Below are 20,923 nucleotides of genomic sequence, written 5' to 3'. Positions count from 1 at the left end.
AACGGGCATGGGCATACAGGAATACAGCGCCGCAGAGCGCCTGGAACGGCTACCCATCAGCGGCTATCACCGGGTGATTTTCATCATCATCGCCCTGGCGTTTTTCTTCGACTCCATGGACCTGGCGATGATGACCTTCCTCCTCGGCTCGATCAAAACCGAGTTTGGCCTGAGTTCGGCCCAGGCCGGCCTGCTGGCCAGCTCCAGTTTCTTCGGCATGGTGCTGGGCGCCTCGCTGTCGGGCATGCTTGCCGACCGCTATGGGCGCAAGCCGGTGTTCCAGTGGAGCATCGTGCTCTGGGGCGTGGCCAGTTACCTGTGTTCCACCGCCCAGAGCGTGGACAGCCTGACCCTGTTCCGGGTGCTGCTGGGGATCGGCATGGGCATGGAGTTTCCCATCGCCCAGTCGATGCTCTCGGAGATGATTCCGGCCCAGCGTCGCGGGCGCTACATCGCCCTGATGGACGGCTTCTGGCCCCTGGGTTTCGTCGCCGCCGGGGTGCTCTCGTATTTCCTCCTGCCGCTGATCGGCTGGCGTGACATCTTCCTGGTGCTGGCAATACCGGCGGTGTTCGTGCTGGTGATCCGCTTCTTCATTCCCGAGTCACCGCGCTGGCTGGAACAGGCCGGGCGCCACGCCGATGCGGATCGGGTGCTGTGTGGCATCGAAGACAAGGTGCGCGCTTCCCTGGGCACGGCGCAATTGCCGGAGCCGCTGCACCTGCCGCGTATCGACAGTGCGCCGGGGCACTTTTTCTCGGCACTGAAGCAGATCTGGTCGCCGCTCTATCGCCAGCGCACGATGATGATCTGGAGCCTGTGGTTCTTCGCCCTGCTGGGCTTCTACGGGCTGACGTCCTGGCTCAGCGCCTTGCTCCAGCAGTCCGGTTTTGCGGTGACCCAGTCGGTGTACTACACGGTGCTGATTTCCCTGGGCGGGATTCCCGGGTTCCTCATGGCGGCCTGGCTGGTGGAGCGCTGGGGGCGCAAGCCGGTGTGCATCGTGACCTTGCTCGGCGGCGGGGTCATGGCCTTCTTCTACGGGCAGAGTGCGGTCTTTGGCGGCAACGTCAGCCTGCTGATCGGCACCGGGCTGCTGATGCAGTTTTTCCTGTTCGGCATGTGGGCGGTGCTCTACACCTATACCCCCGAGTTGTACCCGACGTCGGCCCGGGCCACGGGCTCGGGGTTCGCTTCGGCGGTGGGGCGCATCGGTTCGCTGTTGGGGCCGCTGGTGACCGGGCTGGTGTTTCCGTTGACCGGGCAGGGCGGCGTATTCGCCCTGGGGGCGGCGTGCTTCGTGATTGCCGCGGGGGTGGTCTGGCTGTTCGGGATGGAAACCCGGGGCAAGACCCTGGAGGAGTTGAGCGAGGCGGGGAGCTGATAGAGACGGGGGGGACCTGTTCGCCGGCCAGCCGGCTCCTACAGGTTCGTGTAGGAGCCGGCTGGCCGGCGAAGGCCGTTACGGCTTGACCAGCCGTGCATCCAGGCTGTTCTGCGCCAGGCGCCGGGCCTGGTCCTGGGTCATGCCCAGGTCGGTGTGCAGGGCGTGGAAGTTCTCGGTGACGTAGCCGCCGAAGTAGGCCGGGTCATCGGAGTTGACCGTGACCTTCACCCCGCGCTCCAGCATTTGCAGGATGTTGTGCTGGGACATGTGGTCGAACACGCAGAGCTTGGTGTTGGACAGCGGGCACACAGTCAGCGGGATCTGCTCGTCGATGATCCGCTGCATCAGCCGCTCGTCTTCGAAGGCACGTACACCGTGGTCGATGCGCTGGATCTTCAACAGGTCCAGGGCTTCCCAGATGTACTCCGGCGGGCCTTCTTCACCGGCGTGGGCGACGGTCAGGAAGCCTTCGCTGCGCGCGCGGTCGAATACCCGCTGGAACTTGCTCGGCGGGTGGCCCATTTCCGAACTGTCCAGGCCCACGGCGACGAATGCATCGCGAAACGGCAGCGCCTGGTCGAGGGTCTTCTGCGCCTCTTCTTCGCTCAAGTGGCGCAGGAAACTGAGGATCAGGCCGCTGGTGATGCCCAGTTGCTGCTCGCCGTCTTTGAGTGCGCTGGCGATGCCGTTGAGCACCACTTCGAACGGCACGCCACGGTCGGTGTGGGTCTGCGGGTCGAAGAAGGGTTCGGTGTGGATCACGTTCTGTTCTTTGCAGCGCAGCAGGTAGGCCCAGGTCAGGTCGTAGAAGTCCTGGGAGGTGCGCAGCACGTCGGCGCCCTGGTAGTACAGGTCGAGGAATTCCTGCAGGTTGTTGAAGGCGTAGGCCTTGCGCAGGGTCTCGACGTCGCTCCAGGGCAGGGCGATCTTGTTGCGTTCGGCCAGGGCGAACAGCAGTTCCGGTTCCAGGGAACCTTCCAGGTGCAGGTGCAACTCGGCCTTGGGCAAGGCGTTCAGCCAGTCATACATGGTGTCGTCTCATCAGGTGCAGGCGGGCGCTGCGAGAGTGATGCGCTGCCGGGGCCGTGCCCTTCTGTGGGGAACTGGCTGTGGCTTGCGGCTTTCGCCAGGTTTTCACCGGGCCCGAAAAAGCCGCCATTCTACATCTGGCGGCGCAAATGTTCGGCAAAACCTGACCGGGGGGGCGGTCAGGCCTGCTCCAGCTCCCGGCGATAGGCGTAGGTATCGGCAAAGCGCGAGAGCAGGAATTGGGCGCAGGTGGTCACCGGGTACTTGGCCGGGTGCTCCGCGTCCTGGCAGCCGGGCAGGCATTCGATGCGGGTGTCCGGGTGCGGTTCGGCGAAGAACGGCATCGAGTAGCGGTCCACCCCCAGCGGGCTGATGACCCGGTGCGGGGTCGACAGGTAACGGTCGTTGCTCCAGCGCGCCATCATGTCGCCGAGGTTGACCACGAAGGTGCCGTCGATGGGCGGGGCGTCGATCCACTGGCCCTTGACGTTGCGCACCTGCAAGCCGCCAGCGGCGTCCTGGTAGAGCAGGGTGATGCAGCCGTAGTCGGTGTGGGCGCCGGCGCCTTGCTGCTCTGCGCTGCTGGCGGTGTGGCGCGGCGGATAGTGGATCATCCGCAGCACGCTCACCGGGTCCTGGAAGCGGCGGTCGAAGAAATCACGTTCGATGCCCAGCGCCAGGGTCATGGCCCGCAGCAGGGTCTGGGCCAGGGCCTGCATGTCCTGGTAGTGCTGCTCCATCAGGGCTTGCCAGCCGGGCAGGTCAGGGTGGCGGTTGGGCCCGCGCAGGGGTTTTTCCGCCAGCACGTCCGGGTGCTCGGCCGGCAGGTGCAGGCCCATGTCGAAGGTTTCCTTGAGGTCGCTGGGCTTGCTTGGGTCCAGCTGCTCGGTGGCGATGGCGCCGTAGCCGCGATGGTGACGGCTCTGGGTGATATCGATCTTGAGTTTTTCAACACTGGGCAGGGCGAAGAAGTGCTTGGCCGTGCTCAGCAATTGCTCGATGCGTTGTGCGCTGATCGGGTGACCCTTGATGTAGAAGAAGCCCCATTCGCGACAGGCGCGGTCGATCTGCTTGGCGACACTGTCCCAGCCTTGCTGCTCATCCTGATACAGCGGGCTGATATCGATGATCGGCAGTTGATTCATGAGAGTGCTCCCATCCTGTTGGCGGTCCGTCGTCGCTGGCGGATGCTCCGACAGCGACGGCCAGATTATTTGGGGATGTCCGCCTTCAGGCCTTCGACGTAGTAGTTCATCGAGGCCAGTTCGGCATTGCTGGCGCTGACCCCCGCGGCGATTTTTTCGACCCCGGCCTGGTCCTTGATCGGGCCGGTGAACGGGTGGAACTCGCCGCTCTTGATGCTGGCGATGATCTGTTCGGCCTCGGTTTTCACCGGGGCCGGCAGCAGGTCGCTGAGGGGCAGTTCAACCGTACCCTCTTTCAGCCCACCCCAGTAGTCCTGGGGTTTCCAACTGTGGTCCATCACCCCCTGGGTGGCCTGGATGTAGTGCGGGCCCCAGTTGTTGACGATGGAGGTCAGCACCGCCTTGGGGCCGAAGTGGGCCATGTCCGAGGCATAGCCCACCGCGTACACGCCACGCCGTTCCGCGGCCTGGATCGGCGCCGGGCTGTCGGTGTGCTGGAAGATCACGTCGGCGCCCTGGTCGATCAGGGCATTGGCGGCGTCGGCTTCCTTGCCCGGATCGAACCAGGAATTGACCCACACCACCTTGATCTCGGTGCCCGGGTTGTACTTGTTCAGGGCCAGCTGGATGGCGTTGATGTCGCGGATCACCTCCGGAATGGGGAAGGAGGCGACGTAGCCGATCTTCTTGCTCTTGGTCATCTTCGCCGCGAGGAAACCACCCACATAGCGGCCCTCGTAGGTGCGCGCCAGGTAGGTGCCGAGGTTCTTGTCCTGCTTGTAGCCGGTGGCGTGTTCGAAGGTCACCTTGGGGAACTGCCTGGCAACCTTCAGCGTGGGGTTCATGTAGCCGAAGGAGGTGGTGAAGATCAGGTCGTAGTTGTCCTTGGCCATGTTGCGGATCACCCGCTCGGCGTCGGCGCCTTCGGCTACGTTCTCCACGTAGTTGGTCTTGATCTGGTCGCCGAATTTTTCCACCAGGGCCTTGCGCCCCTGTTCATGCTGATAGGTCCAGCCGTGATCGCCTATGGGGCCGATGTAGACGAAACCGACCTTCAGCGGATCGGCGGCGCTGGCGGTAAGGCTGGCACTCAGGCCGATGGCGGCGGCCAGGGTGCAGAGCAACTTGTGCAACGGGCGTGTATGCATGAATGGGAGCTCCATCTTGTTGTGGGGGGCTGGGGCGGCAAGCACTGGAGGGCAATGCAAATAGCTGACCAACAGGACAACAAAGATGGCCGTTGCGCCGGCGAGGCGGTTTCTACGGGGGCTTTGGGGCGCGCTTTTCGCTGGCAAGCCAGCTCCTACGGGGCTGGAATGCAGGAGGCCGCTTGCCGGCGAAGGGCTGTTCAAGAACCAACCCGGTGCGCGGCGCCTGGGGCTGGTGCACTAACATGTAACGAAACGTTAGTGACTTGGTGCAGCCTTTCAGTCATCTCCTGTACTCGTTTTTATTCCCGTCAAAGGACTGCAATGCTCAATTCCCTCAAGCAAGAAAAGTTTCTACTGCTTGCGCTGCTGGCCGCCGTGGCTGCCTATCCGCTTGAACATCTGTTGCTGGGCAGTGGCCAGGGCATCGCCCTGGGCGCCGGGCTGGTGCTGATCGGCTTTATCGTCATGGCTTCGATGCGCGTCGCCCACCACGCTGAACTGCTGGCGGAAAAGGTCGGCGACCCCTACGGCACCATGATCCTGACCCTGGCCGCGGTGCTGGTGGAAGTGGTGATCCTGGCGATCATGATGAGCAACGAAGCCTCGCCGACCCTGGTGCGCGACACCATCTACTCGGCGGTGATGCTGGACATCAACGGCATCCTCGGCCTGGCCGCGCTGATGGGCGGCATCAAGCATGGCGAGCAGCCCTACAACGACGACTCGGCGCGTACCTACAGCGTGATGATCCTCACCGCCATGGGCGTGTCGATGGTGGTGCCGGAGTTCATCCCCGAGGCCGACTGGAAGGTCTACTCGGCCTTCACCATCGGCGCCATGGTGGTGCTCTATACCCTGTTCCTGCGCATGCAGGTCGGGCCGCACAGCTATTTCTTCAGCTACAGCTACCCGGAAAAACGCCGCAATAAAGAGGCCCAGGAACAGCCCCATGCCATCAACCTGGCCTGGAGCATCGGCATCCTGGTGTTCGGGGTGGTGGTAATCGGCGCCCTGGCCGAGGTGATGTCCAAGACCCTGGACCTGGGCCTGGAAGGCACGGGCGCCCCGCCGGTGATCACGGCGATCCTGGTGGCGGCGATTTCCGCCGCGCCGGAAATCCTGACCGCCCTGCGCGCCGCCCTGGCCAACCGCATGCAGTCGGTGGTCAACGTGGCCCTGGGCGCTTCCCTGTCGACGGTGATCCTCACGGTGCCGGTGATGGAGGCCATGGCCTTGTACACCGGCCAGCCCTTCCAGATGGCCATGACCCCGGTGCAGACGGTGATGGTGTTCATCACCCTGATCGTCAGCGCGATCAACCTCAACGACGGTGAAACCAATGCCATAGAAGGCATGACTCACTTCGTGCTGTTTGCGACCTTCATCATGCTGTCGCTGCTCGGTCTTTAAAGGGGTTGCGCCGACTGGATAGCGCAGCGAAAGCTGACCCCGGGGGCATTCCAGGCCGCGAGTGCGCCCCAACGCCAACGGCGGACGGTGCTGGCCGAAGGAGAAAAGGTCGGGTCGTTGGCAAACTTGTTGTTGGCGCCCCGTTGCGCTCGATAAATGCCTGTTTCAGGCCCTTGCGGGTTCTCCACGGGAGATTCGCGGTAGTAGTGTTTGTCGTACCAGTCGTTGACCCATTCACTGGCATTGCCGGTGAGGTTGTAGAGGCCCAGCGGGTTAGGCACAAACCTGTCCACGGCGAAGGTTTCGTTGTCGTCAGGCGCCGGAAAGTTGCGGCCATAGTCCAGATTGCCGTTGTCGGTCGCGAACATCACCGGCTGGCCACGGTTGCGCGCCGCATATTCCCATTGGGCCTCGGTCGGAAGATCCACGGCATAGCCGCTGAGGTCTGCCAGCCAGCCACAGTAATCCTTGGCCTCTTGCCATTTTCGAGACGCCGGGGCGGGCAGGTTTTCCTGGTAGAGGTGTTTCATGTCGGCGCGGTTGCGCAGTGCCGCGTCGAATTGCGGCCGGCCTTGCGCCAGGAAGAACAGATCGAAATCGCCCAAGGTGGTTTGCAGCGAGGACAGGTAGTAGCTGCTCAACTTGACCGGGTGAACGAAGTCGTCATCGATGTCGAGGCTGATCCGTTCCATGTTTGCCGGGTCCACGCCACAGGGCCATTGGCACAAGGCCTGTGGGTCGAAGCCACGGGGCCAGCCGAAATCCCCCATCTGGAATTCGCCACCTTCAATCAGCACCATGTTGTCCATCGAACGCACGACGGTGTTGAGCACCGCATCGCGGACTTGCGGGGACAGGTCCGGGTATCTGCGGCTGATGGTCGAAGCAATGTCTGCAACTTTTTCAGGTGACAGCACTTTGCTGGCGGGGCCTGCAACCTCCTGTTTCCCACAGCCCGAAATCAGCAGCGCGACGCAGAGCGCCAGTCCGTGCTTTTGTTTCACGTAATGTCCCTATAACGGTTCGGATGAGGGCGGCAAACTAACATGTTTCCTCCCCCTGATACCGTTCAACGCACAGGCGAGGGATACGCTCCCTCGCCGTGGGCGCCAAAGATCAGGTGCCGGCGATCAGTTGCCGGGCCGCCTGGCTGTGATCGGCGATCAGGTTTTTCAGATCCAGCCCTTCTACCTGGCCATCAATCACCCGCCACTTGCCGCCAATCATGACCCGGTCCGCTCGATCCGCGGCGCACAACAGCAGCGCTGAAACCGGATCATGGCTACCCGAGAAACGCAGTTCATCGAGCTTGAACAACGCCAGGTCTGCCTGCTTGCCTACCGCCAGTTCGCCGATGTCGGTACGGCCCAACAGGCTTGCCGACCCCTGGGTCGCCCAGCCCAGTACACGCTCCGGGGTGATCTTTTCGGCGCCGTAACGCAGGCGCTGGATGTACAGCGCCTGACGCGCTTCGAGGATCATGTTCGAGGCGTCATTGGACGCCGAACCGTCCACGCCCAAGCCGAACAGCGCCCCTGCATCGGTCAGCTCGATGCTGGGGCAGATGCCGGACGCCAGGCGCATGTTCGAACTCGGGCAATGGCAGATGCCGGTACCGGCCTGGCCGAGGCGGGCGATCTCATCCGGGTTGAAGTGGATGCCGTGGGCCAGCCAGGTGCGCGGACCGAGCCAGCCGACGCTGTCCAGATAATCCACCGTGCGCAGGCCGAAACGCTGCAGGCAGAAGTCTTCTTCGTCGAGGGTCTCGGCCAGGTGAGTGTGCAGGCGCACATCGAGCCCGTTGGCCAGTTCGGCGCTGGCCGACATGATTTCCGGGGTCACCGAGAACGGCGAGCACGGTGCCAGGGCGATCTGGATCTGCGCACCGTCGCCACGCTCGTGGTACTGCTGGATCAGGCGCTGACTGTCGTCGAGAATCACCTGGCCTTCCTGCACGGTCTGTTGCGGTGGCAGGCCGCCGTCCTTTTCGCCAAGGCTCATCGAGCCGCGGGTGAGCATGGCGCGCATGCCCAGTTCACGCACGGTGTCGACTTGCACGTCGATGGCGTTTTCCAGGCCGTCCGGGAACAGATAGTGATGGTCGGCGGCGGTGGTGCAGCCGGAGAGCAGCAGTTCGGCCAGTGCCACTTTGGTCGCCAGGGCGAGTTTTTCCGGGGTCAGCCGGGCCCAGACCGGGTACAGGGTCTTGAGCCAGGGAAACAGCGGCTGGTTGACCACCGGCGCCCAGGCGCGGGTCAGGGTTTGATAGAAGTGATGGTGGGTGTTGATCAGGCCCGGCAGCAGCACGTGCTCGCGGGCATCGAAGACCTGCTGGCAGGGGCTTGCAGGTTGCTGGCCGAGGCCCAGCACTTCAACGATCAGGCCGTCTTGCAGCACCAGGCCGCCACGGGCGTCGAGGGCATTGCCGGTGAAGATGGCCAGGGGATTTTTTAACCAGGTACGGGTCGCAGGCATGTTTGCCGGCTCCTCTGAAAGTGGGTTCAGGTTAGCCAGCTCAGTGATGCCCTGTCTGCTGATCCAGGGTCGCCGCAAGGGGCGAGGTGCGCAGTCTAGCGAAAGATTTGCCGGGGGACAAAACTTGCATTTTGCCCCCCGTTCCAGAGCCTTCGCTGGCCTGTGCAAGGGCTGCCCGGGGCAGCCGCGGCCTTACCAGGGGATGGTTTCGCCTTTGTAGTTGACGAAGTGATGACCGCCCTTGCCAGTGTAGGCATTGACCTGGGCGATCAGCCCGCGGGTGCTGGTCTGCACATCGATATCGGCGCCTTCGCCGCCCATGTCGGTCTTCACCCAGCCCGGGTGCAGCGAAAGCACGGTGAGCTTCTGCCCCAACTGGGTCACGAAGCTGTTGGTCATGGAGTTCAGCGCGGCCTTGCTGGCCTTGTACAGGGCCAGCTCCGGCGCGTCGGGCATGGTCACGCTGCCCAGCACCGAACTCATGAACGCCAGCACGCCGCTGTCCTTGCGGATCTGCCCGACAAAGCGCTGGGCCAGGTTGATCGGCGCCACGGCGTTGGTGAAGAACAGCTGGCCGACTTCGGCCAGGGTCGCCTGCCCCGGCAACTGGTTGTCCGGGCCCTTGACCCCGGCATTGACGAACAGCAGGTCGAACACCTGGTCCTTGAGCTTCTGGCTCAGGGCGATCACCGCTTGCTGATCGTCCATGTCCAGTTGCTCGATCTGCACCTTGCCCAGGGCTTGCAGCGCCTCGGCCTTGTGCGGGTTGCGCACGGTGGCGGTGACCTGCCAGCCGTCTTCCAGCAGGCGCTGGACCAGGCCGAGGCCCAGGCCCCGGGAGGCGCCGATGATCAGTGCGGTTTTTGCCGTGGACATGATGAGGTTCCTTGATAAATGAGGATCACGGATTCAATGGACAGGCTTGCCCCAGTCGCAGTTGCAGCACGGGGCGTAACTGGCCCGGTTCTCCGATGCGCAAGCATGGGGCTCGAAAGGGCTGACCCTGAAGCATACTCCAGGCTTTGGCCTGCGCGCTCCTTGAATCGATGGCGCGACATCTATGTGGACCACGCCCTGGCTCACGGAGCCTCGGCATTGATCGGGGTGATCCTGTTCTTCGAGCTGGCCTGGTGCGTGGCCCAGTTGCTGCCGGTGCGAGCGGCTGCCGGTAAGGCCCCGGCAGCCATCTAGTGTCCCGACTGCCACGGCTGGCCGAGGGACACCGGTGCATACAGCCGGGTGCGCAAGGCATCCCGGGATAGCAGCACCAGCACCAGGATGGTCGCGGCATAGGGCAGCATCGCCAGCAGGTTGGAAGGAATCGCCAGGCCCAGGCCCTGGGCCACCAGGTGCAGGATGCTCGCCAGGCCGAACAGGTAGGCGCCGAGTAGCAGCCGCCACACCCGCCAGCTGGCGAACACCACCAGCGCCAGGGCGATCCAGCCGCGTCCGGCGCTCATGTTCTCGGCCCACATCGGGGTGTAGGCCAGGGACAGGTAGGCCCCGGCCAGCCCCGCCATGGCGCCGCCGAACAGCACCGCGAGCGCGCGCACCCGCAGTACCGGCAGGCCCATGGCGCTGGCGGCGTCGGGGTTCTCGCCGACAGCCTGGATGATCAGGCCGACCCGGCTTTTGAGAACCACCCAGGCCACCAGGGCGAACAGGGTGAAGGACAGGTACACCAGCAAATCCTGGGCGAACAGCATGCGACCGATCAGCGGGATCTCACTCAGCAGCGGCAGCGCCAGCGGTTCGAAGCCGGCCAGGGGCTTGCCGACCCAGGCCGCGCCGACAAAGCTCGACAGGCCGACCCCGAAGATCGTCAGCGCCAGCCCGGTAGCCACCTGGTTGGCGGTGAACACCAGGGCCACCAGGGCGAACAGCGCCGCCAGCAGCATCCCGGCGGCTATCGCCAGCAGCACCCCGAGCCACAAATGGCCGCTGTTGAGGGCGACGATAAAACCTATCACCGCGCCGAACAGCATCATGCCTTCCTGGCCCAGGTTGAGGACGCCGCTCTTTTCACAGATCAGTTCCCCCAGGGCCACCAGCAGCAGGGGGGTGCCGCAGCGGACCATGGCGTAGAGAATATTGCTCAGCAGATCGATATCCATCACAGGGCTCCGGCGGTAGCAGTGGCGCTGGCGTTACGGCGCACCCAACGCAGGTTCAGGCGCGGGCGATAGAGAATCAGCACGTCGCTGGCCAGGAGGAAGAACAGCATCATTCCCTGGAACAGCTGGGTGATGGCCTGGGGCAGGTTGAGGCTCATCTGCGCGCTCTCGCCACCGATGTACAACAACGCCATCAGCAGGCTGGAAAACACAATGCCGATGGGGTTCAGGCGGCCGAGAAAAGCCACGGTAATGGCCGCGTAGCCGTAGCCGGGAGACACCTGGGGCACCAGTTGGCCGATGGGGCCGGCGACTTCGCAGACCCCGGCCAGCCCTGCCAGCGCACCGCTGGTCAACAGCGCCAGCCAGACCAGGCGCTTCTGGCGAAAGCCGACGAAGCCGGCGGCACGCTGGTCCAGGCCGAGCACCCTGATCTGGAAGCCGACAAAGCTTTTCTGCAGCAGCACCCAGACCGCCACCAGGGCCAGCAGGGCGAAGTACACCCCGGCGTGGACCCGGCCGTCTTCCATCAGCAGCGGCAGGCGGCTGGCGTCGCCGAACATCGCCGACTCGGGAAAGTTGAACCCGGCGGGGTCTTTCAACGGTCCATGCACGCAGTACAGCAACAGGTTCAGGGCGATGTAGTTGAGCATGATGCTGGTGAGGATTTCATTGGCGTTGAAGCGGGTGCGCAACCAGGCGGTGAGCCCGGCCCAGGCGGCCCCGGCCAGGGTTCCGGCAAGCAGGATCAGCACCAGCGCCCAGCGGCTTTGCAGTTCGATGAGATTGACCGCCAGGGCGCTACCGACCAGGGCCCCGAGCAGCAATTGGCCCTCGGCGCCGATGTTCCACACCCGCGCCTGGTAGGCCACCGCCAGGCCCAGGGCACAGAGCAGGATAGGTAGCGCCTTGACCAGCAGTTCGGACACGCCATACAAGTCGCTGACCGGGGCGATCAGCAGGGTGTGCAAGGTCAGCCAGGGGTCATGCCCCAGGGTCATGAACAGCAGGGAACCGCAGCCCAGGGTCAGCAGCGCCGCCAGCAGTGGCGAGCACCAGAGCATCAGCCGCGACTGGCGGCCACGGGGTTCGAGTGAAAGCAGCATGGACAGCTCCGTTAAATCGCCAGGGCAGCGGGTGAGGGCAGGGAATCGGCGTGGCCGGCCATCCAGCCGCCAACCTCCACCAGCGAGGTGTCGGCGCAGGCCTTGAGGGGCGAAAGGCGTCCAGCGCACAGGGCCGCGAGGCGGTCGCTGATCTGGAACAGCTCGTCCAGGTCTTCGGAGATCACCAGGATCGCCGCGCCGGCATCGCGCAAGGCGATCAGTGCCCGGTGGATAGTGGCGGCGGCCCCTACATCCACGCCCCAGGTCGGGTGCGCGGCGATCAGCAGGCGAGGCTGCTGGAGAATCTCGCGGCCCAGGATGAATTTCTGCAGGTTGCCGCCGGACAGGCTGCGGGCCGGGCTCTGGGAACCGGCGCTCTTGACCCCGAAACGCTGGATGATGCGCTCGGCCAGTTCCCGCACTTTGCGTCGCTGGATCAGCCCGTGGCGCACCAGGCCCTGTTGAAAGGCGCTGAGCAGGGCGTTGTCCTCCAGGCTCAGTTCCGGCACCGCGCCGTGGCCCAGGCGTTCGGCGGGAACGAAAGCCAGGCCGCGCTGGCGTCGGGCGTCGGGATACAGATGAGCCACCCCCTGGCCGGCGAAACAGATACGTTCGGCTTCGCCACGGGGCAGGCGCTGTTCACCGCTGAGCAGGGCCAGCAGTTCGTCCTGGCCATTGCCGGCGACTCCGGCGATGCCGACGATCTCGCCGCTGCGCAGGCGCAGGTCGATGTTCTTCAGTGAGCAGCCGAAAGGATCGGGGTTGTCCCAGCTGAGGTTGTCCAGGCGCAGGAAGTCGTTCGTGCCGCGGGCTTTCGGGTAGTCGGTGATCATCGCCGCCGCGTCCCCCACCATCAGCCGCGCCAGCTCGCGATCCGAGCACTGCGCCGGCCTGCAGTGCCCGGCCACCCGGCCCGCGCGCAGCACCGTGGCGCTGTGGCACAGGGCGCGCACCTCGGCGAGCTTGTGGCTGATGAACAGGATGCTGCAGCCTTCGTCGGCCAGCCGGCGCAGGGTGACGAACAGGTCGTCGGCCTCCTGCGGGGTCAGGACCGAGGTCGGCTCGTCGAGGATCAGCAGGCGGATGTCCTGCATCAGGCAGCGGACGATTTCCACCCGCTGGCGTTCGCCGATGGACAGGCTGTGCACCAGGCGCTGGGGTTCGAGGGCCATGCCGTAACGCTGGGAAACCTCGCGGATTCTGCCTTCCAGCTGGCTCGGCGTACCGGTGCCGGCGCCCATGGCCAGGGCAATGTTCTGCGCCACGCTGAGGGTTTCGAACAGCGAGAAATGCTGGAACACCATGCCGATCCCCAGGCTGCGTGCCTGGGCCGGGTTGTCGATGAGCTGGCGTCGTCCTTGCCAGAGCAGTTCCCCCGAATCGGCCTGGACCACCCCGTAGATGATCTTCATCAAGGTGCTTTTGCCGGCGCCGTTTTCGCCCAGCAACGCATGGATTTCACCCGCAGCGATGTTCAGGTCGATGGCGTCGTTGGCCAGGCAGCCGGGATAGCGTTTGCTGATCCGGCGCAGTTGCAGGCGTGGTGCCTGGCTGCTGGGTGCAGGGTGATTGGACATGACAGGCTCGGCTTCTGGGAGTTGTGCCTGTGGATAAAGCAATTTCCTGGCCAGTGGGTCAGGAAAGCCGGTGGAGCGCTCCCGGGCGGCATCCTGCCTGGCTGACAGGACCAGGGTCCTGGCACCACTTCGGGGCAAGGTGTTTGAAAAGGCGCTGTTTTTGTCCCCAGGCCGTTGCGCAGAAAATGATCAGTTGCCTGCAGACCCTGCGCAATCAGGGGCTGGAGCAGCCTTGCACGGGTTATCCACAGCTTGCTCCACAGTAATTGTGTGCAAGAGCGGCGCTTGGGCATCAGCACCACGGGCTTGCCCGTGAACTGCGATAAACCGGCTTAAGTGGCTGTTTCGCTGTGGAAAAAAGCTTCCTGGGGAGGCTTTGGACAAAAAATGAACAAAGCCCGCAAAGCCACGTTGCAGAAGGGTTACAGCGCTATGTGCTCAGCTTATCCACAGTCGGGTGCACAGTAGATGTGGGCAAGTGCCCGGGGCCTTGCGGGTTATGCACAAGGTGGTCCGGGCCGGGTTGGTGCCTTCAGCGCTGCAAAAGGATGCGCCCGCGGCTGAGGTCCGCCAGCTGTTGCTGCAGGGTATCGATCTGCTCTTCGCCCAGGGCCAGTTGCAGCTCTACGCCGTTGGCGGTGAAGTCTTCCTGGACCAGCAGCCCACCCAGTTCGGCAACCCGCAGCTTGACCAGCGCCAGTTCGCTGAAGCTGCAGGCGCAACGCAGCGGTACGCGGTTGACCAGGGCGATGCGCTCGGCGCCTTGCAGGCACTTGTTGGCGCCGCCGCCATAGGCCCGGGCCAGGCCGCCGGTGCCCAGCTGGATGCCGCCGTACCAGCGGATCACCAGCACCGCCACCTGGTCGCAGTCCTGGGCCTCGATGGCCGCGAGGATCGGTCGCCCGGCGGTACCGCCGGGTTCACCGTCGTCGTTGCTGCGGTACTGGTCGGCGAGTTTCCACGCCCAGCAGTTATGCGAAGCGTTGAGGTCGCTGTACTGCTGGATGAAGGCTTGGGCCTCGGCCGCGCTGCTGATGGGCGCGGCAAAGGTGATGAAGCGGCTTTTGCGAATTTCCTCGCGGTATTCGCAAAGGCCGGCCAGGGTAAAGGGCATGGGGGTCAGTCTTTCAGTGCAGGTGTCAGGCCACAGCCTTTGAGGATGATGCGGATCAGGTTGTTGCCGGCGTCTTCCATGTCCTGCTTGGTCAGCCGGGTGTGCCCGGTGACGCGGCAGATCTGGGTGGCGAAATCGGCATAGTGCTGGGTGCTGCCCCACAGCAGGAAGATCAGGTGCACCGGGTCTACCGGGTCCATCTTGCCAGCGTCGATCCAGGCCTGGAACACCGCGGCGCGGCCCTGGAACCAGGCGCGGTAGTCCTGGCTGAAATACTCGCTCAGGCACTCGCCACCGCTGATGATCTCCATGGCGAAGATCCGCGAGGCTTGCGGCTGGCGGCGGGAGAATTCCATCTTGGCGCGGATGTAGCGGGTCAGGGCTTCGGCCGGATCATCTTCGGCGGTGAGGGTGTTGAAGGTGCTGTCCCAGAGTTCGAGGATGTTGCTCAGCACCGCGATGTACAGCCCCAGCTTGTTGGTGAAGTAGTAGTGCAGGTTGGCTTTGGGCAGGCCGGCCTTCTGCGCGATGGTGTTCATGCTGGTGCCTTTGAAACCGTGACGGGCGAACTCGTCCTCGGCGGCCTGGAGGATGGCCTCTTCATTCTTCTGCCGAATGCGGCTGGCGGGTTTGCCGGGGTGAGGCGCGCTGTGGGCGGGGACTTCAAAGGTCATGGAGGTTTCCGAGCAAGTCTGTGGGTGCAACCTGTGCGTTGATAGCGCACCCACGTGCATCAGACAAGCCTTGGCGCTACAAAAGCCTCAGTGGGCCCTCAGGGTGTCGTTTTCCGGAATCGGATTTGCGTCATTCGCCGCGCCCTTGCTTTCCGGCAACAGCAGGCTCATCAGCAAGGCGGTGAGGCCGCCGCTGGTGATCGCCGAATCGAACAGGTTCTGCACCACCTTGGGCAGCAGGTGCAGCAGGTTCGGTTGCGCGGCGATGCCCAGGCCGACGCCGAACGAAGTGGCGATGATCAGCATGCTGCGCCGGTCCAGCGGGGCCTGGGCGAGGATCCGTACCCCGGCTGCGGCGACGCTGCCAAACATCACCAGGGTGGCACCGCCGAGTACCGGCTTGGGGATCTGTTGCAGCAGCGCGCCGATCAGCGGGAACAGGCCCAGGCAGAACAGGATCAGGCCGATGTACAGGCCGACGAAGCGGCTGGCCACACCGGTCAACTGAATCACCCCGTTGTTCTGGGCGAAGGTGGTGTTGGGGAAGGCGCTGAAGGTGGCGGCGATCATGCAACTGACGCCGTCCCCCAGGACCCCGCCCTTGAGCCGGCTTATATAGGAAGGGCCGCTGATGGGCTGGCGCGCCAGCATGCAGTTGGCGGTTAGATCTCCCACGGTTTCCAGGGTGCTGATCAGGTAGATCAGGGCTACGGGAATAAAGGCGCTCCAGTCGAAACTGAAGCCGTACCTGAAGGGCAGGGGCAGGCTGATCAACGGCAGGTCCGGCAGCGGCTGGGGCACCAGCTTGCCGCTGAACCAGGCCGCCAGGCTACCCAGGGCCAGGCCGATGATGATGGCGCTGAGGCGCACCCACGGGGTGTTGCTGCGGTTGAGCAGAATGATGGTCAGCAGCACCAGCAGGCCCAGGCCGAGATTGCCCGGGGCGCCGAAGTCCGCGGCATTGAAGCCGCCGCCCAGGTCGGTGATGCCGACCTTGATCAGGCTGATGCCGATCAGGGTAATGACGATGCCGGTCACCAACGGGGTGATCACCCGGCGCAGTCGGCCGATAAAGCGGCTGAGGACGATCTGCACCAGCGCGCCGAAGAAACACACGCCGAAGATCATCGCCAGGATGTCTTCCGGGCTGCCGCCCCGTTGCTTGACCAGGAACCCCGCCGACAGTACGGCACCGAGGAAGGCGAAGCTGGTGCCTTGCAGGTAGATCATGCCGGCCCCGATGCCCCAGGGGCGCCGGGCCTGGATAAAGGTGCCGACCCCGGAGACCATCAGCGCCATGCTGATCAGGTACGGCAGGTGCGCCGAAAGACCCAGGGCCGAACCAATCACCAGTGGTGGGGTGATGATGCCGACAAAGCTGGCCAGCACATGCTGCAGGGCCGCCAGCAGCGCGGGCAGGGGTTGCGGGCGGTCGTCGAGGCCGTAGATCAGTTCGCTGGGGCGGGAAGCATCTGGCTGCATGGCGTGGAGCTCGGGCTGGGGTTCAAGGTGCCGAGGTCTTTGCAAAAAGCTGTCCAGGTGCTCAGGTTATTTTTTCTGTTTTGCGGTGCGGGCCTTTGAATACCGGGTCTTGCTGTTGAGTGGAGACGTTCTAGCGGGTTGCCGCCAGGCTCTCCAGAAAGCTTTCGAGCACCAAATGAGGGCGCCGGCCCTTGCGCGTGACCGATGCCAGGCTCAGGTCGTAGAAGCGTGACTTGGGCTTGAGGGCACGCAACCGGCCCTGCTGCACCCAGAGGCTGGCGTAGTGGTCCGGCAGGTAGCCGATGTAGCGGCCGGTGAGAATCAGGAAGGCCATGCCTTCCCGGTCGGATGCGCTGGCGGTGCAATTCAGCGCCTGGTAGTGGGCCTGGATCTCGGCCGGCAGGCGAAAGGTCGGGGCGATGGCGTCCTGGTCGTTGAGGCGCTGGTCGTCCAGTTGCCGGTCATCCACATAGAACAGCGGGTGGCCCACTGCGCAGTACAGCAGCGAGCGCTCGTCATACAGCGGCTGGTATTCCAGGCCGGGCAGGGCACTGGCCTGGGGCACCACGCCGACATGCAGGCGGCCGTCGAGCACCCCTTGCTCGACTTCGTTGGGGGCGATCATGCGGATCTGGATCTGCACGTCCGGGCCACGCTCCTTCAATTGCGCCAGGGCGTGGGTGATGCGCATGTGGGGCAGGGTCACCAGGTTGTCGGTGAGGCCGATGATCAATTCGCCGCGCAGGTGGCGGTGCAGGCCGTTGACCTCGGTACGGAAGCTTTCCAGGGCACTGAGCAGTTGCAGGGTCGACTGATAGACCTCGCGGCCCTCCTCGGTCAGGGAGAACCCGGCGCGCCCGCGCTGGCACAGGCGCAGGCCGACCCGTTGTTCCAGGTCGCTCATCTGCTGGCTGATGGCCGAGCGGCCGATGCCGAGCACGGTTTCCGCGGCGGAGAAACCACCGCACTCCACCACGCTGCGAAAGATCCGCAGCAGGCGGATATCAAAGTCGCTGACTTGCGCCAGCGGGTCGGCTCGACGGCTGCTCATAGTTTAGTGGATGCCAGACTGAAGGTTATTAAAGTTGGATTTCACCGACTTTATAGCCGTGGCAACTTAGCTGCAACAACGCTTTTCATTCCTACGCCGCTTCATTGCCTTGCGAGGTTTTGCTCATGAACATGCCGGAAACCGCCCCTCAGTCCCTGGCCAGCCAGCTCAAGCTCGACGCTCACTGGATGCCCTACACCGCCAACCGCAACTTCCAGCGCGACCCGCGCCTGATCGTCGGCGCCGAAGGCAGCTGGCTGGTGGACGACAAGGGCCGCAAGATCTATGACTCGCTGTCCGGTCTGTGGACCTGCGGTGCCGGTCACTCGCGCAAGGAGATCCAGGAAGCGGTCGCCAAGCAGCTGGGCACCCTGGACTATTCCCCAGGCTTCCAATACGGCCACCCGCTGTCGTTCCAGCTGGCCGAGAAGATCACCGACCTGACCCCGGGCAACCTGAACCACGTGTTCTTCACTGACTCCGGCTCCGAGTGCGCCGATACCGCAGTGAAGATGGTGCGCGCCTACTGGCGCCTGAAAGGCCAGTCGACCAAGACCAAGATGATCGGCCGTGCCCGTGGCTACCACGGGGTGAATATCGCCGGCACCAGCCTCGGTGGCGTCAACGGCAACCGCAAGTTGTTCGGCCAGGCGATGATGGATGTCGATCACCTGCCCCATACCCTGCTGGCCAGCAACGCTTATTCCCGTGGCATGCCGGAGCAGGGCGGTATCGCTCTGGCCGATGAGCTGCTGAAACTGATCGAACTGCATGACGCTTCCAACATTGCCGCGGTCTTCGTCGAGCCTCTGGCCGGCTCCGCTGGCGTGCTGGTGCCGCCACAGGGTTACCTCAAGCGCCTGCGGGAAATCTGCGACCAGCACAACATCCTGCTGGTGTTCGACGAAGTGATCACCGGCTTCGGCCGTACCGGTGCCATGTTCGGCGCTGACAGCTTCGGCGTGACGCCGGATCTGATGTGCGTGGCCAAGCAGGTCACCAACGGCGCGATCCCCATGGGCGCGGTGATTGCCAGCTCCGAGATCTATCAGACCTTCATGAACCAGGCGACACCCGAGTACGCAGTGGAATTCCCCCACGGCTACACCTACTCGGCGCACCCGGTGGCGTGCGCTGCTGGCCTGGCGGCACTGGACCTGCTGCAGAAGGAAAACCTGGTCCAGAGCGTGGCCGAGGTTGCCCCGCATTTCGAGAATGCACTGCACGGCATCAAGGGCACGAAGAACGTGATCGACATCCGTAACTTCGGCCTGGCTGGCGCGATCCAGATTGCACCCCGTGATGGCGATGCCATCGTGCGTCCGTTCGAGGCTGGCATGGCGTTGTGGAAAGCCGGCTTCTATGTGCGCTTCGGCGGCGACACCCTGCAGTTCGGCCCAACCTTCAACAGCAAGCCGCAGGACCTCGATCGCCTGTTCGACGCGGTTGGCGAAGTGCTGAGCAAGCTCGACTGATTCGATCCTTCTTATATAGAAGCAGGCGCGAAGTGTTTCGCGCCTGCGCTTTCCCTCTTTCAGGAGTCCCCGCATGAGTCTGATCCAACACCTGATCCACGGTGAGCTGGTAAGCGACAACGGTCGCAGCGCCGACGTATTCAACCCGTCCACCGGTCAGGCGATCCACAAAGTGCCGCTGGCCAGCCGTGAAACCATCCAGCAAGCCATCGACTCGGCCAAGTCGGCATTCCCGGCCTGGCGCAATACGCCACCGGCCAAGCGCGCCCAGGTGATGTTCCGCTTCAAGCAATTGCTGGAGCAGAACGAAGCCCGTATTGCCAAGCTGATCAGCGAAGAGCATGGCAAGACCCTGGAAGATGCTGCTGGCGAATTGAAGCGCGGTATCGAGAACGTCGAATACGCCTGCGCCGCGCCGGAAATCCTTAAGGGCGAGTACAGCCGTAACGTGGGCCCGAACATCGACGCCTGGTCCGACTTCCAGCCGCTGGGCGTAGTGGCCGGCATTACCCCGTTCAACTTCCCGGCCATGGTGCCGCTGTGGATGTATCCGCTGGCGATCGCCTGTGGCAACTGCTTCATCCTCAAGCCTTCTGAGCGTGACCCAAGCTCGACTCTGCTGATTGCCGAGCTGCTGCATGAGGCCGGCCTGCCCAAGGGCGTGCTGAACGTGGTGCACGGTGACAAAACTGCGGTGGACGCGCTGATCGAGGCACCGGAAGTCAAGGCGCTGAGTTTTGTCGGTTCGACGCCAATTGCCGAGTACATCTATGCCGAAGGCACCAAGCGCGGCAAGCGCGTTCAGGCTCTGGGCGGGGCGAAGAACCACGCGGTGCTGATGCCGGATGCCGATCTGGATAACGCCGTCAGTGCGTTGATGGGCGCGGCCTACGGTTCATGTGGTGAGCGTTGCATGGCGATCTCGGTAGCCGTGTGCGTGGGCGACCAGGTGGCCGATGCCCTGGTGGCCAAGCTGGTGCCACAGATCAAGGCGCTGAAGATTGGTGCCGGTACTTCCTGTGGCCTGGACATGGGGCCGCTGGTTACCGCCCAGGCGCGTGACAAGGTCAGTGGTTATGTAGAAGACGGCGTGGCCGCAGGTGCGCAACTGGTGGTGGACGGTCGTGGCCTGAGCGTGGCCGGTCATGAAGACGGCTTCTTCCTCGGTGGCTGCCTGTTCGACCGCGTTACCCCGCAGATGCGCATCTATAAGGAAGAGATCTTCGGGCCGGTGCTGTGCATCGTCCGGGTCAACAGCCTGGAGGAGGCCATGCAACTGATCAACGATCACGAGTACGGCAACGGTACCTGCATCTTTACCCGTGACGGTGAAGCGGCACGCCTGTTCTGCGACGAGATCGAAGTGGGCATGGTGGGCGTCAACGTGCCGCTGCCGGTACCTGTGGCCTACCACAGCTTCGGTGGCTGGAAGCGTTCACTGTTCGGTGACCTGCATGCCTACGGTCCCGATGGTGTGCGTTTCTATACCCGTCGCAAGGCGATCACCCAGCGCTGGCCGCAACGCGCCAGCCACGAAGCCTCGCAGTTCGCCTTCCCTAGCCTGTAAGAGTGAAGCGATAAAGGCCGGCCCCTTGGGGCCGGCCTTTGCTTTTATGGGCTTTTCTGACCGATATGACAGATTTATGAAAATAACTGTTGACGGCAGATTCTACAGGTCTATAATTCGCCCCACTTCCGGCGCAGTCGAAACGGAAAACTCCTTGAGATTCAAC

The 20,923-nt window shown here is 63.8% G+C and carries 18 protein-coding genes; 5 read left to right on the top strand and 13 right to left on the bottom strand.

Annotation, left to right across the window (positions count from 1 at the left end):
- Positions 1–7 precede the first annotated feature (7 nt).
- Positions 8–1,384 (top strand): MFS transporter, encoded by a 1,377-nt coding sequence (locus ACUXVH_RS04010; RefSeq protein WP_065364935.1) that lies wholly within the window; start codon positions 8–10, stop codon positions 1,382–1,384.
- A gap of 78 nt (positions 1,385–1,462) precedes the next feature.
- On the opposite strand, the gene ACUXVH_RS04005 is transcribed toward ACUXVH_RS04010, so the two are convergent.
- From ACUXVH_RS04005 to ACUXVH_RS03995, 3 genes are all read right to left on the bottom strand, one after another.
- Positions 1,463–2,416: an adenosine deaminase gene (locus ACUXVH_RS04005; protein WP_011059088.1), complete on the bottom strand. Its 954-nt coding sequence runs from the start codon at positions 2,414–2,416 to the stop codon at positions 1,463–1,465.
- A 179-nt stretch (positions 2,417–2,595) separates the two neighbouring features.
- Complete coding sequence (locus ACUXVH_RS04000) at positions 2,596–3,561, bottom strand: 2-oxoglutarate and iron-dependent oxygenase domain-containing protein (RefSeq protein ID WP_065364936.1); 966 nt, start codon at positions 3,559–3,561, stop codon at positions 2,596–2,598.
- Positions 3,562–3,626: 65 nt separating this feature from the next.
- Entirely contained in the window at positions 3,627–4,709 is a 1,083-nt protein-coding gene (locus tag ACUXVH_RS03995) for a BMP family ABC transporter substrate-binding protein (protein ID WP_011059090.1), read from the bottom strand.
- Positions 4,710–5,033: 324 nt separating this feature from the next.
- On the opposite strand from ACUXVH_RS03995, the gene ACUXVH_RS03990 reads away from it, so the two are divergent.
- The gene (locus tag ACUXVH_RS03990) at positions 5,034–6,122 is read left to right on the top strand and encodes a calcium:proton antiporter (RefSeq protein WP_011059091.1); all 1,089 of its coding nucleotides are present in this window, start codon (positions 5,034–5,036) and stop codon (positions 6,120–6,122) included.
- Here ACUXVH_RS03990 and ACUXVH_RS03985 read toward each other — a convergent pair.
- The 3 genes from ACUXVH_RS03985 to ACUXVH_RS03975 form a co-directional block, all read right to left on the bottom strand.
- A complete protein-coding gene (locus ACUXVH_RS03985) occupies positions 6,119–7,126 on the bottom strand; it encodes a formylglycine-generating enzyme family protein (protein WP_015634030.1) in 1,008 nt (335 codons plus the stop codon). The two genes, ACUXVH_RS03990 and ACUXVH_RS03985, sit on opposite strands and share 4 nt — an antisense overlap.
- Positions 7,127–7,238: 112 nt before the next feature.
- The gene (locus ACUXVH_RS03980) at positions 7,239–8,597 is read right to left on the bottom strand and encodes an 8-oxoguanine deaminase (protein WP_065364937.1); all 1,359 of its coding nucleotides are present in this window, start codon (positions 8,595–8,597) and stop codon (positions 7,239–7,241) included.
- Between the two features lie 192 nt (positions 8,598–8,789).
- The gene (locus ACUXVH_RS03975) at positions 8,790–9,473 is read right to left on the bottom strand and encodes an SDR family oxidoreductase (protein WP_011059094.1); all 684 of its coding nucleotides are present in this window, start codon (positions 9,471–9,473) and stop codon (positions 8,790–8,792) included.
- Positions 9,474–9,635: 162 nt separating this feature from the next.
- Here ACUXVH_RS03975 and ACUXVH_RS03970 point away from each other — a divergent pair, with 162 nt between their 5' ends.
- Positions 9,636–9,788, top strand: coding sequence for a hypothetical protein (locus ACUXVH_RS03970; RefSeq protein ID WP_445494004.1), 153 nt, complete (start codon positions 9,636–9,638; stop codon positions 9,786–9,788).
- Here the strand turns inward: ACUXVH_RS03970 and ACUXVH_RS03965 are convergent.
- The 7 genes from ACUXVH_RS03965 to ACUXVH_RS03935 all read right to left on the bottom strand — a co-directional run bounded on the left by ACUXVH_RS03965 (position 9,785) and on the right by ACUXVH_RS03935 (position 17,715).
- Positions 9,785–10,711: an ABC transporter permease gene (locus ACUXVH_RS03965; RefSeq protein WP_065364938.1), complete on the bottom strand. Its 927-nt coding sequence runs from the start codon at positions 10,709–10,711 to the stop codon at positions 9,785–9,787. The genes ACUXVH_RS03970 and ACUXVH_RS03965 overlap by 4 nt on opposite strands.
- Positions 10,711–11,817, bottom strand: coding sequence for an ABC transporter permease (locus ACUXVH_RS03960; RefSeq protein ID WP_011059096.1), 1,107 nt, complete (start codon positions 11,815–11,817; stop codon positions 10,711–10,713). Before ACUXVH_RS03960 ends, ACUXVH_RS03965 begins: the two co-directional genes overlap by 1 nt.
- An 11-nt stretch (positions 11,818–11,828) precedes the next feature.
- Complete coding sequence (locus ACUXVH_RS03955) at positions 11,829–13,394, bottom strand: ABC transporter ATP-binding protein (RefSeq protein WP_053156217.1); 1,566 nt, start codon at positions 13,392–13,394, stop codon at positions 11,829–11,831.
- Positions 13,395–13,926: 532 nt separating this feature from the next.
- Positions 13,927–14,508, bottom strand: a complete 582-nt coding sequence (locus ACUXVH_RS03950; RefSeq protein ID WP_019092788.1) for an IMPACT family protein — start codon at positions 14,506–14,508, stop codon at positions 13,927–13,929.
- Between the two features lie 5 nt (positions 14,509–14,513).
- Positions 14,514–15,182 carry a TetR/AcrR family transcriptional regulator gene (locus ACUXVH_RS03945; protein ID WP_065364939.1) on the bottom strand — a complete coding sequence of 223 codons (669 nt, stop codon included), beginning with the start codon at positions 15,180–15,182 and terminating at the stop codon, positions 14,514–14,516.
- Positions 15,183–15,269: 87 nt separating this feature from the next.
- Positions 15,270–16,664, bottom strand: coding sequence for a uracil-xanthine permease family protein (locus ACUXVH_RS03940; protein WP_445493999.1), 1,395 nt, complete (start codon positions 16,662–16,664; stop codon positions 15,270–15,272).
- A 130-nt stretch (positions 16,665–16,794) separates the two neighbouring features.
- Positions 16,795–17,715: a LysR family transcriptional regulator gene (locus ACUXVH_RS03935; RefSeq protein WP_011059101.1), complete on the bottom strand. Its 921-nt coding sequence runs from the start codon at positions 17,713–17,715 to the stop codon at positions 16,795–16,797.
- 125 nt (positions 17,716–17,840) lie between these two features.
- Between ACUXVH_RS03935 and ACUXVH_RS03930 the strand changes: the two genes are divergently transcribed.
- On the top strand, positions 17,841–19,190 hold the full coding sequence (locus ACUXVH_RS03930) for an aspartate aminotransferase family protein (RefSeq protein WP_011059102.1): 1,350 nt from the start codon (positions 17,841–17,843) through the stop codon (positions 19,188–19,190).
- A gap of 73 nt (positions 19,191–19,263) precedes the next feature.
- Positions 19,264–20,757: a CoA-acylating methylmalonate-semialdehyde dehydrogenase gene (locus ACUXVH_RS03925; RefSeq protein ID WP_011059103.1), complete on the top strand. Its 1,494-nt coding sequence runs from the start codon at positions 19,264–19,266 to the stop codon at positions 20,755–20,757.
- The last annotated feature ends 166 nt before the right edge of the window (positions 20,758–20,923 follow it).

The organism is Pseudomonas sp. 8(2025) (assembly GCF_052665325.1).
This window is presented reverse-complemented; position numbering and strand designations above follow the sequence as displayed.

Coding starts and splice junctions, on each gene's coding strand:
- ACUXVH_RS03980 (WP_065364937.1), bottom strand. CDS start 8,597: ATGCCTGCGACCCGTACCTGGTTAAAAAATCCCCTGGCCATCTTCACC.
- ACUXVH_RS03995 (WP_011059090.1), bottom strand. CDS start 4,709: ATGCATACACGCCCGTTGCACAAGTTGCTCTGCACCCTGGCCGCCGCC.
- ACUXVH_RS03935 (WP_011059101.1), bottom strand. CDS start 17,715: ATGAGCAGCCGTCGAGCCGACCCGCTGGCGCAAGTCAGCGACTTTGAT.
- ACUXVH_RS03990 (WP_011059091.1), top strand. CDS start 5,034: ATGCTCAATTCCCTCAAGCAAGAAAAGTTTCTACTGCTTGCGCTGCTG.
- ACUXVH_RS03950 (WP_019092788.1), bottom strand. CDS start 14,508: ATGCCCTTTACCCTGGCCGGCCTTTGCGAATACCGCGAGGAAATTCGC.
- ACUXVH_RS03945 (WP_065364939.1), bottom strand. CDS start 15,182: ATGACCTTTGAAGTCCCCGCCCACAGCGCGCCTCACCCCGGCAAACCC.
- ACUXVH_RS03930 (WP_011059102.1), top strand. CDS start 17,841: ATGAACATGCCGGAAACCGCCCCTCAGTCCCTGGCCAGCCAGCTCAAG.
- ACUXVH_RS04000 (WP_065364936.1), bottom strand. CDS start 3,561: ATGAATCAACTGCCGATCATCGATATCAGCCCGCTGTATCAGGATGAG.
- ACUXVH_RS03975 (WP_011059094.1), bottom strand. CDS start 9,473: ATGTCCACGGCAAAAACCGCACTGATCATCGGCGCCTCCCGGGGCCTG.
- ACUXVH_RS04010 (WP_065364935.1), top strand. CDS start 8: ATGGGCATACAGGAATACAGCGCCGCAGAGCGCCTGGAACGGCTACCC.
- ACUXVH_RS04005 (WP_011059088.1), bottom strand. CDS start 2,416: ATGTATGACTGGCTGAACGCCTTGCCCAAGGCCGAGTTGCACCTGCAC.
- ACUXVH_RS03960 (WP_011059096.1), bottom strand. CDS start 11,817: ATGCTGCTTTCACTCGAACCCCGTGGCCGCCAGTCGCGGCTGATGCTC.
- ACUXVH_RS03925 (WP_011059103.1), top strand. CDS start 19,264: ATGAGTCTGATCCAACACCTGATCCACGGTGAGCTGGTAAGCGACAAC.
- ACUXVH_RS03940 (WP_445493999.1), bottom strand. CDS start 16,664: ATGCAGCCAGATGCTTCCCGCCCCAGCGAACTGATCTACGGCCTCGAC.
- ACUXVH_RS03965 (WP_065364938.1), bottom strand. CDS start 10,711: ATGGATATCGATCTGCTGAGCAATATTCTCTACGCCATGGTCCGCTGC.
- ACUXVH_RS03955 (WP_053156217.1), bottom strand. CDS start 13,394: ATGTCCAATCACCCTGCACCCAGCAGCCAGGCACCACGCCTGCAACTG.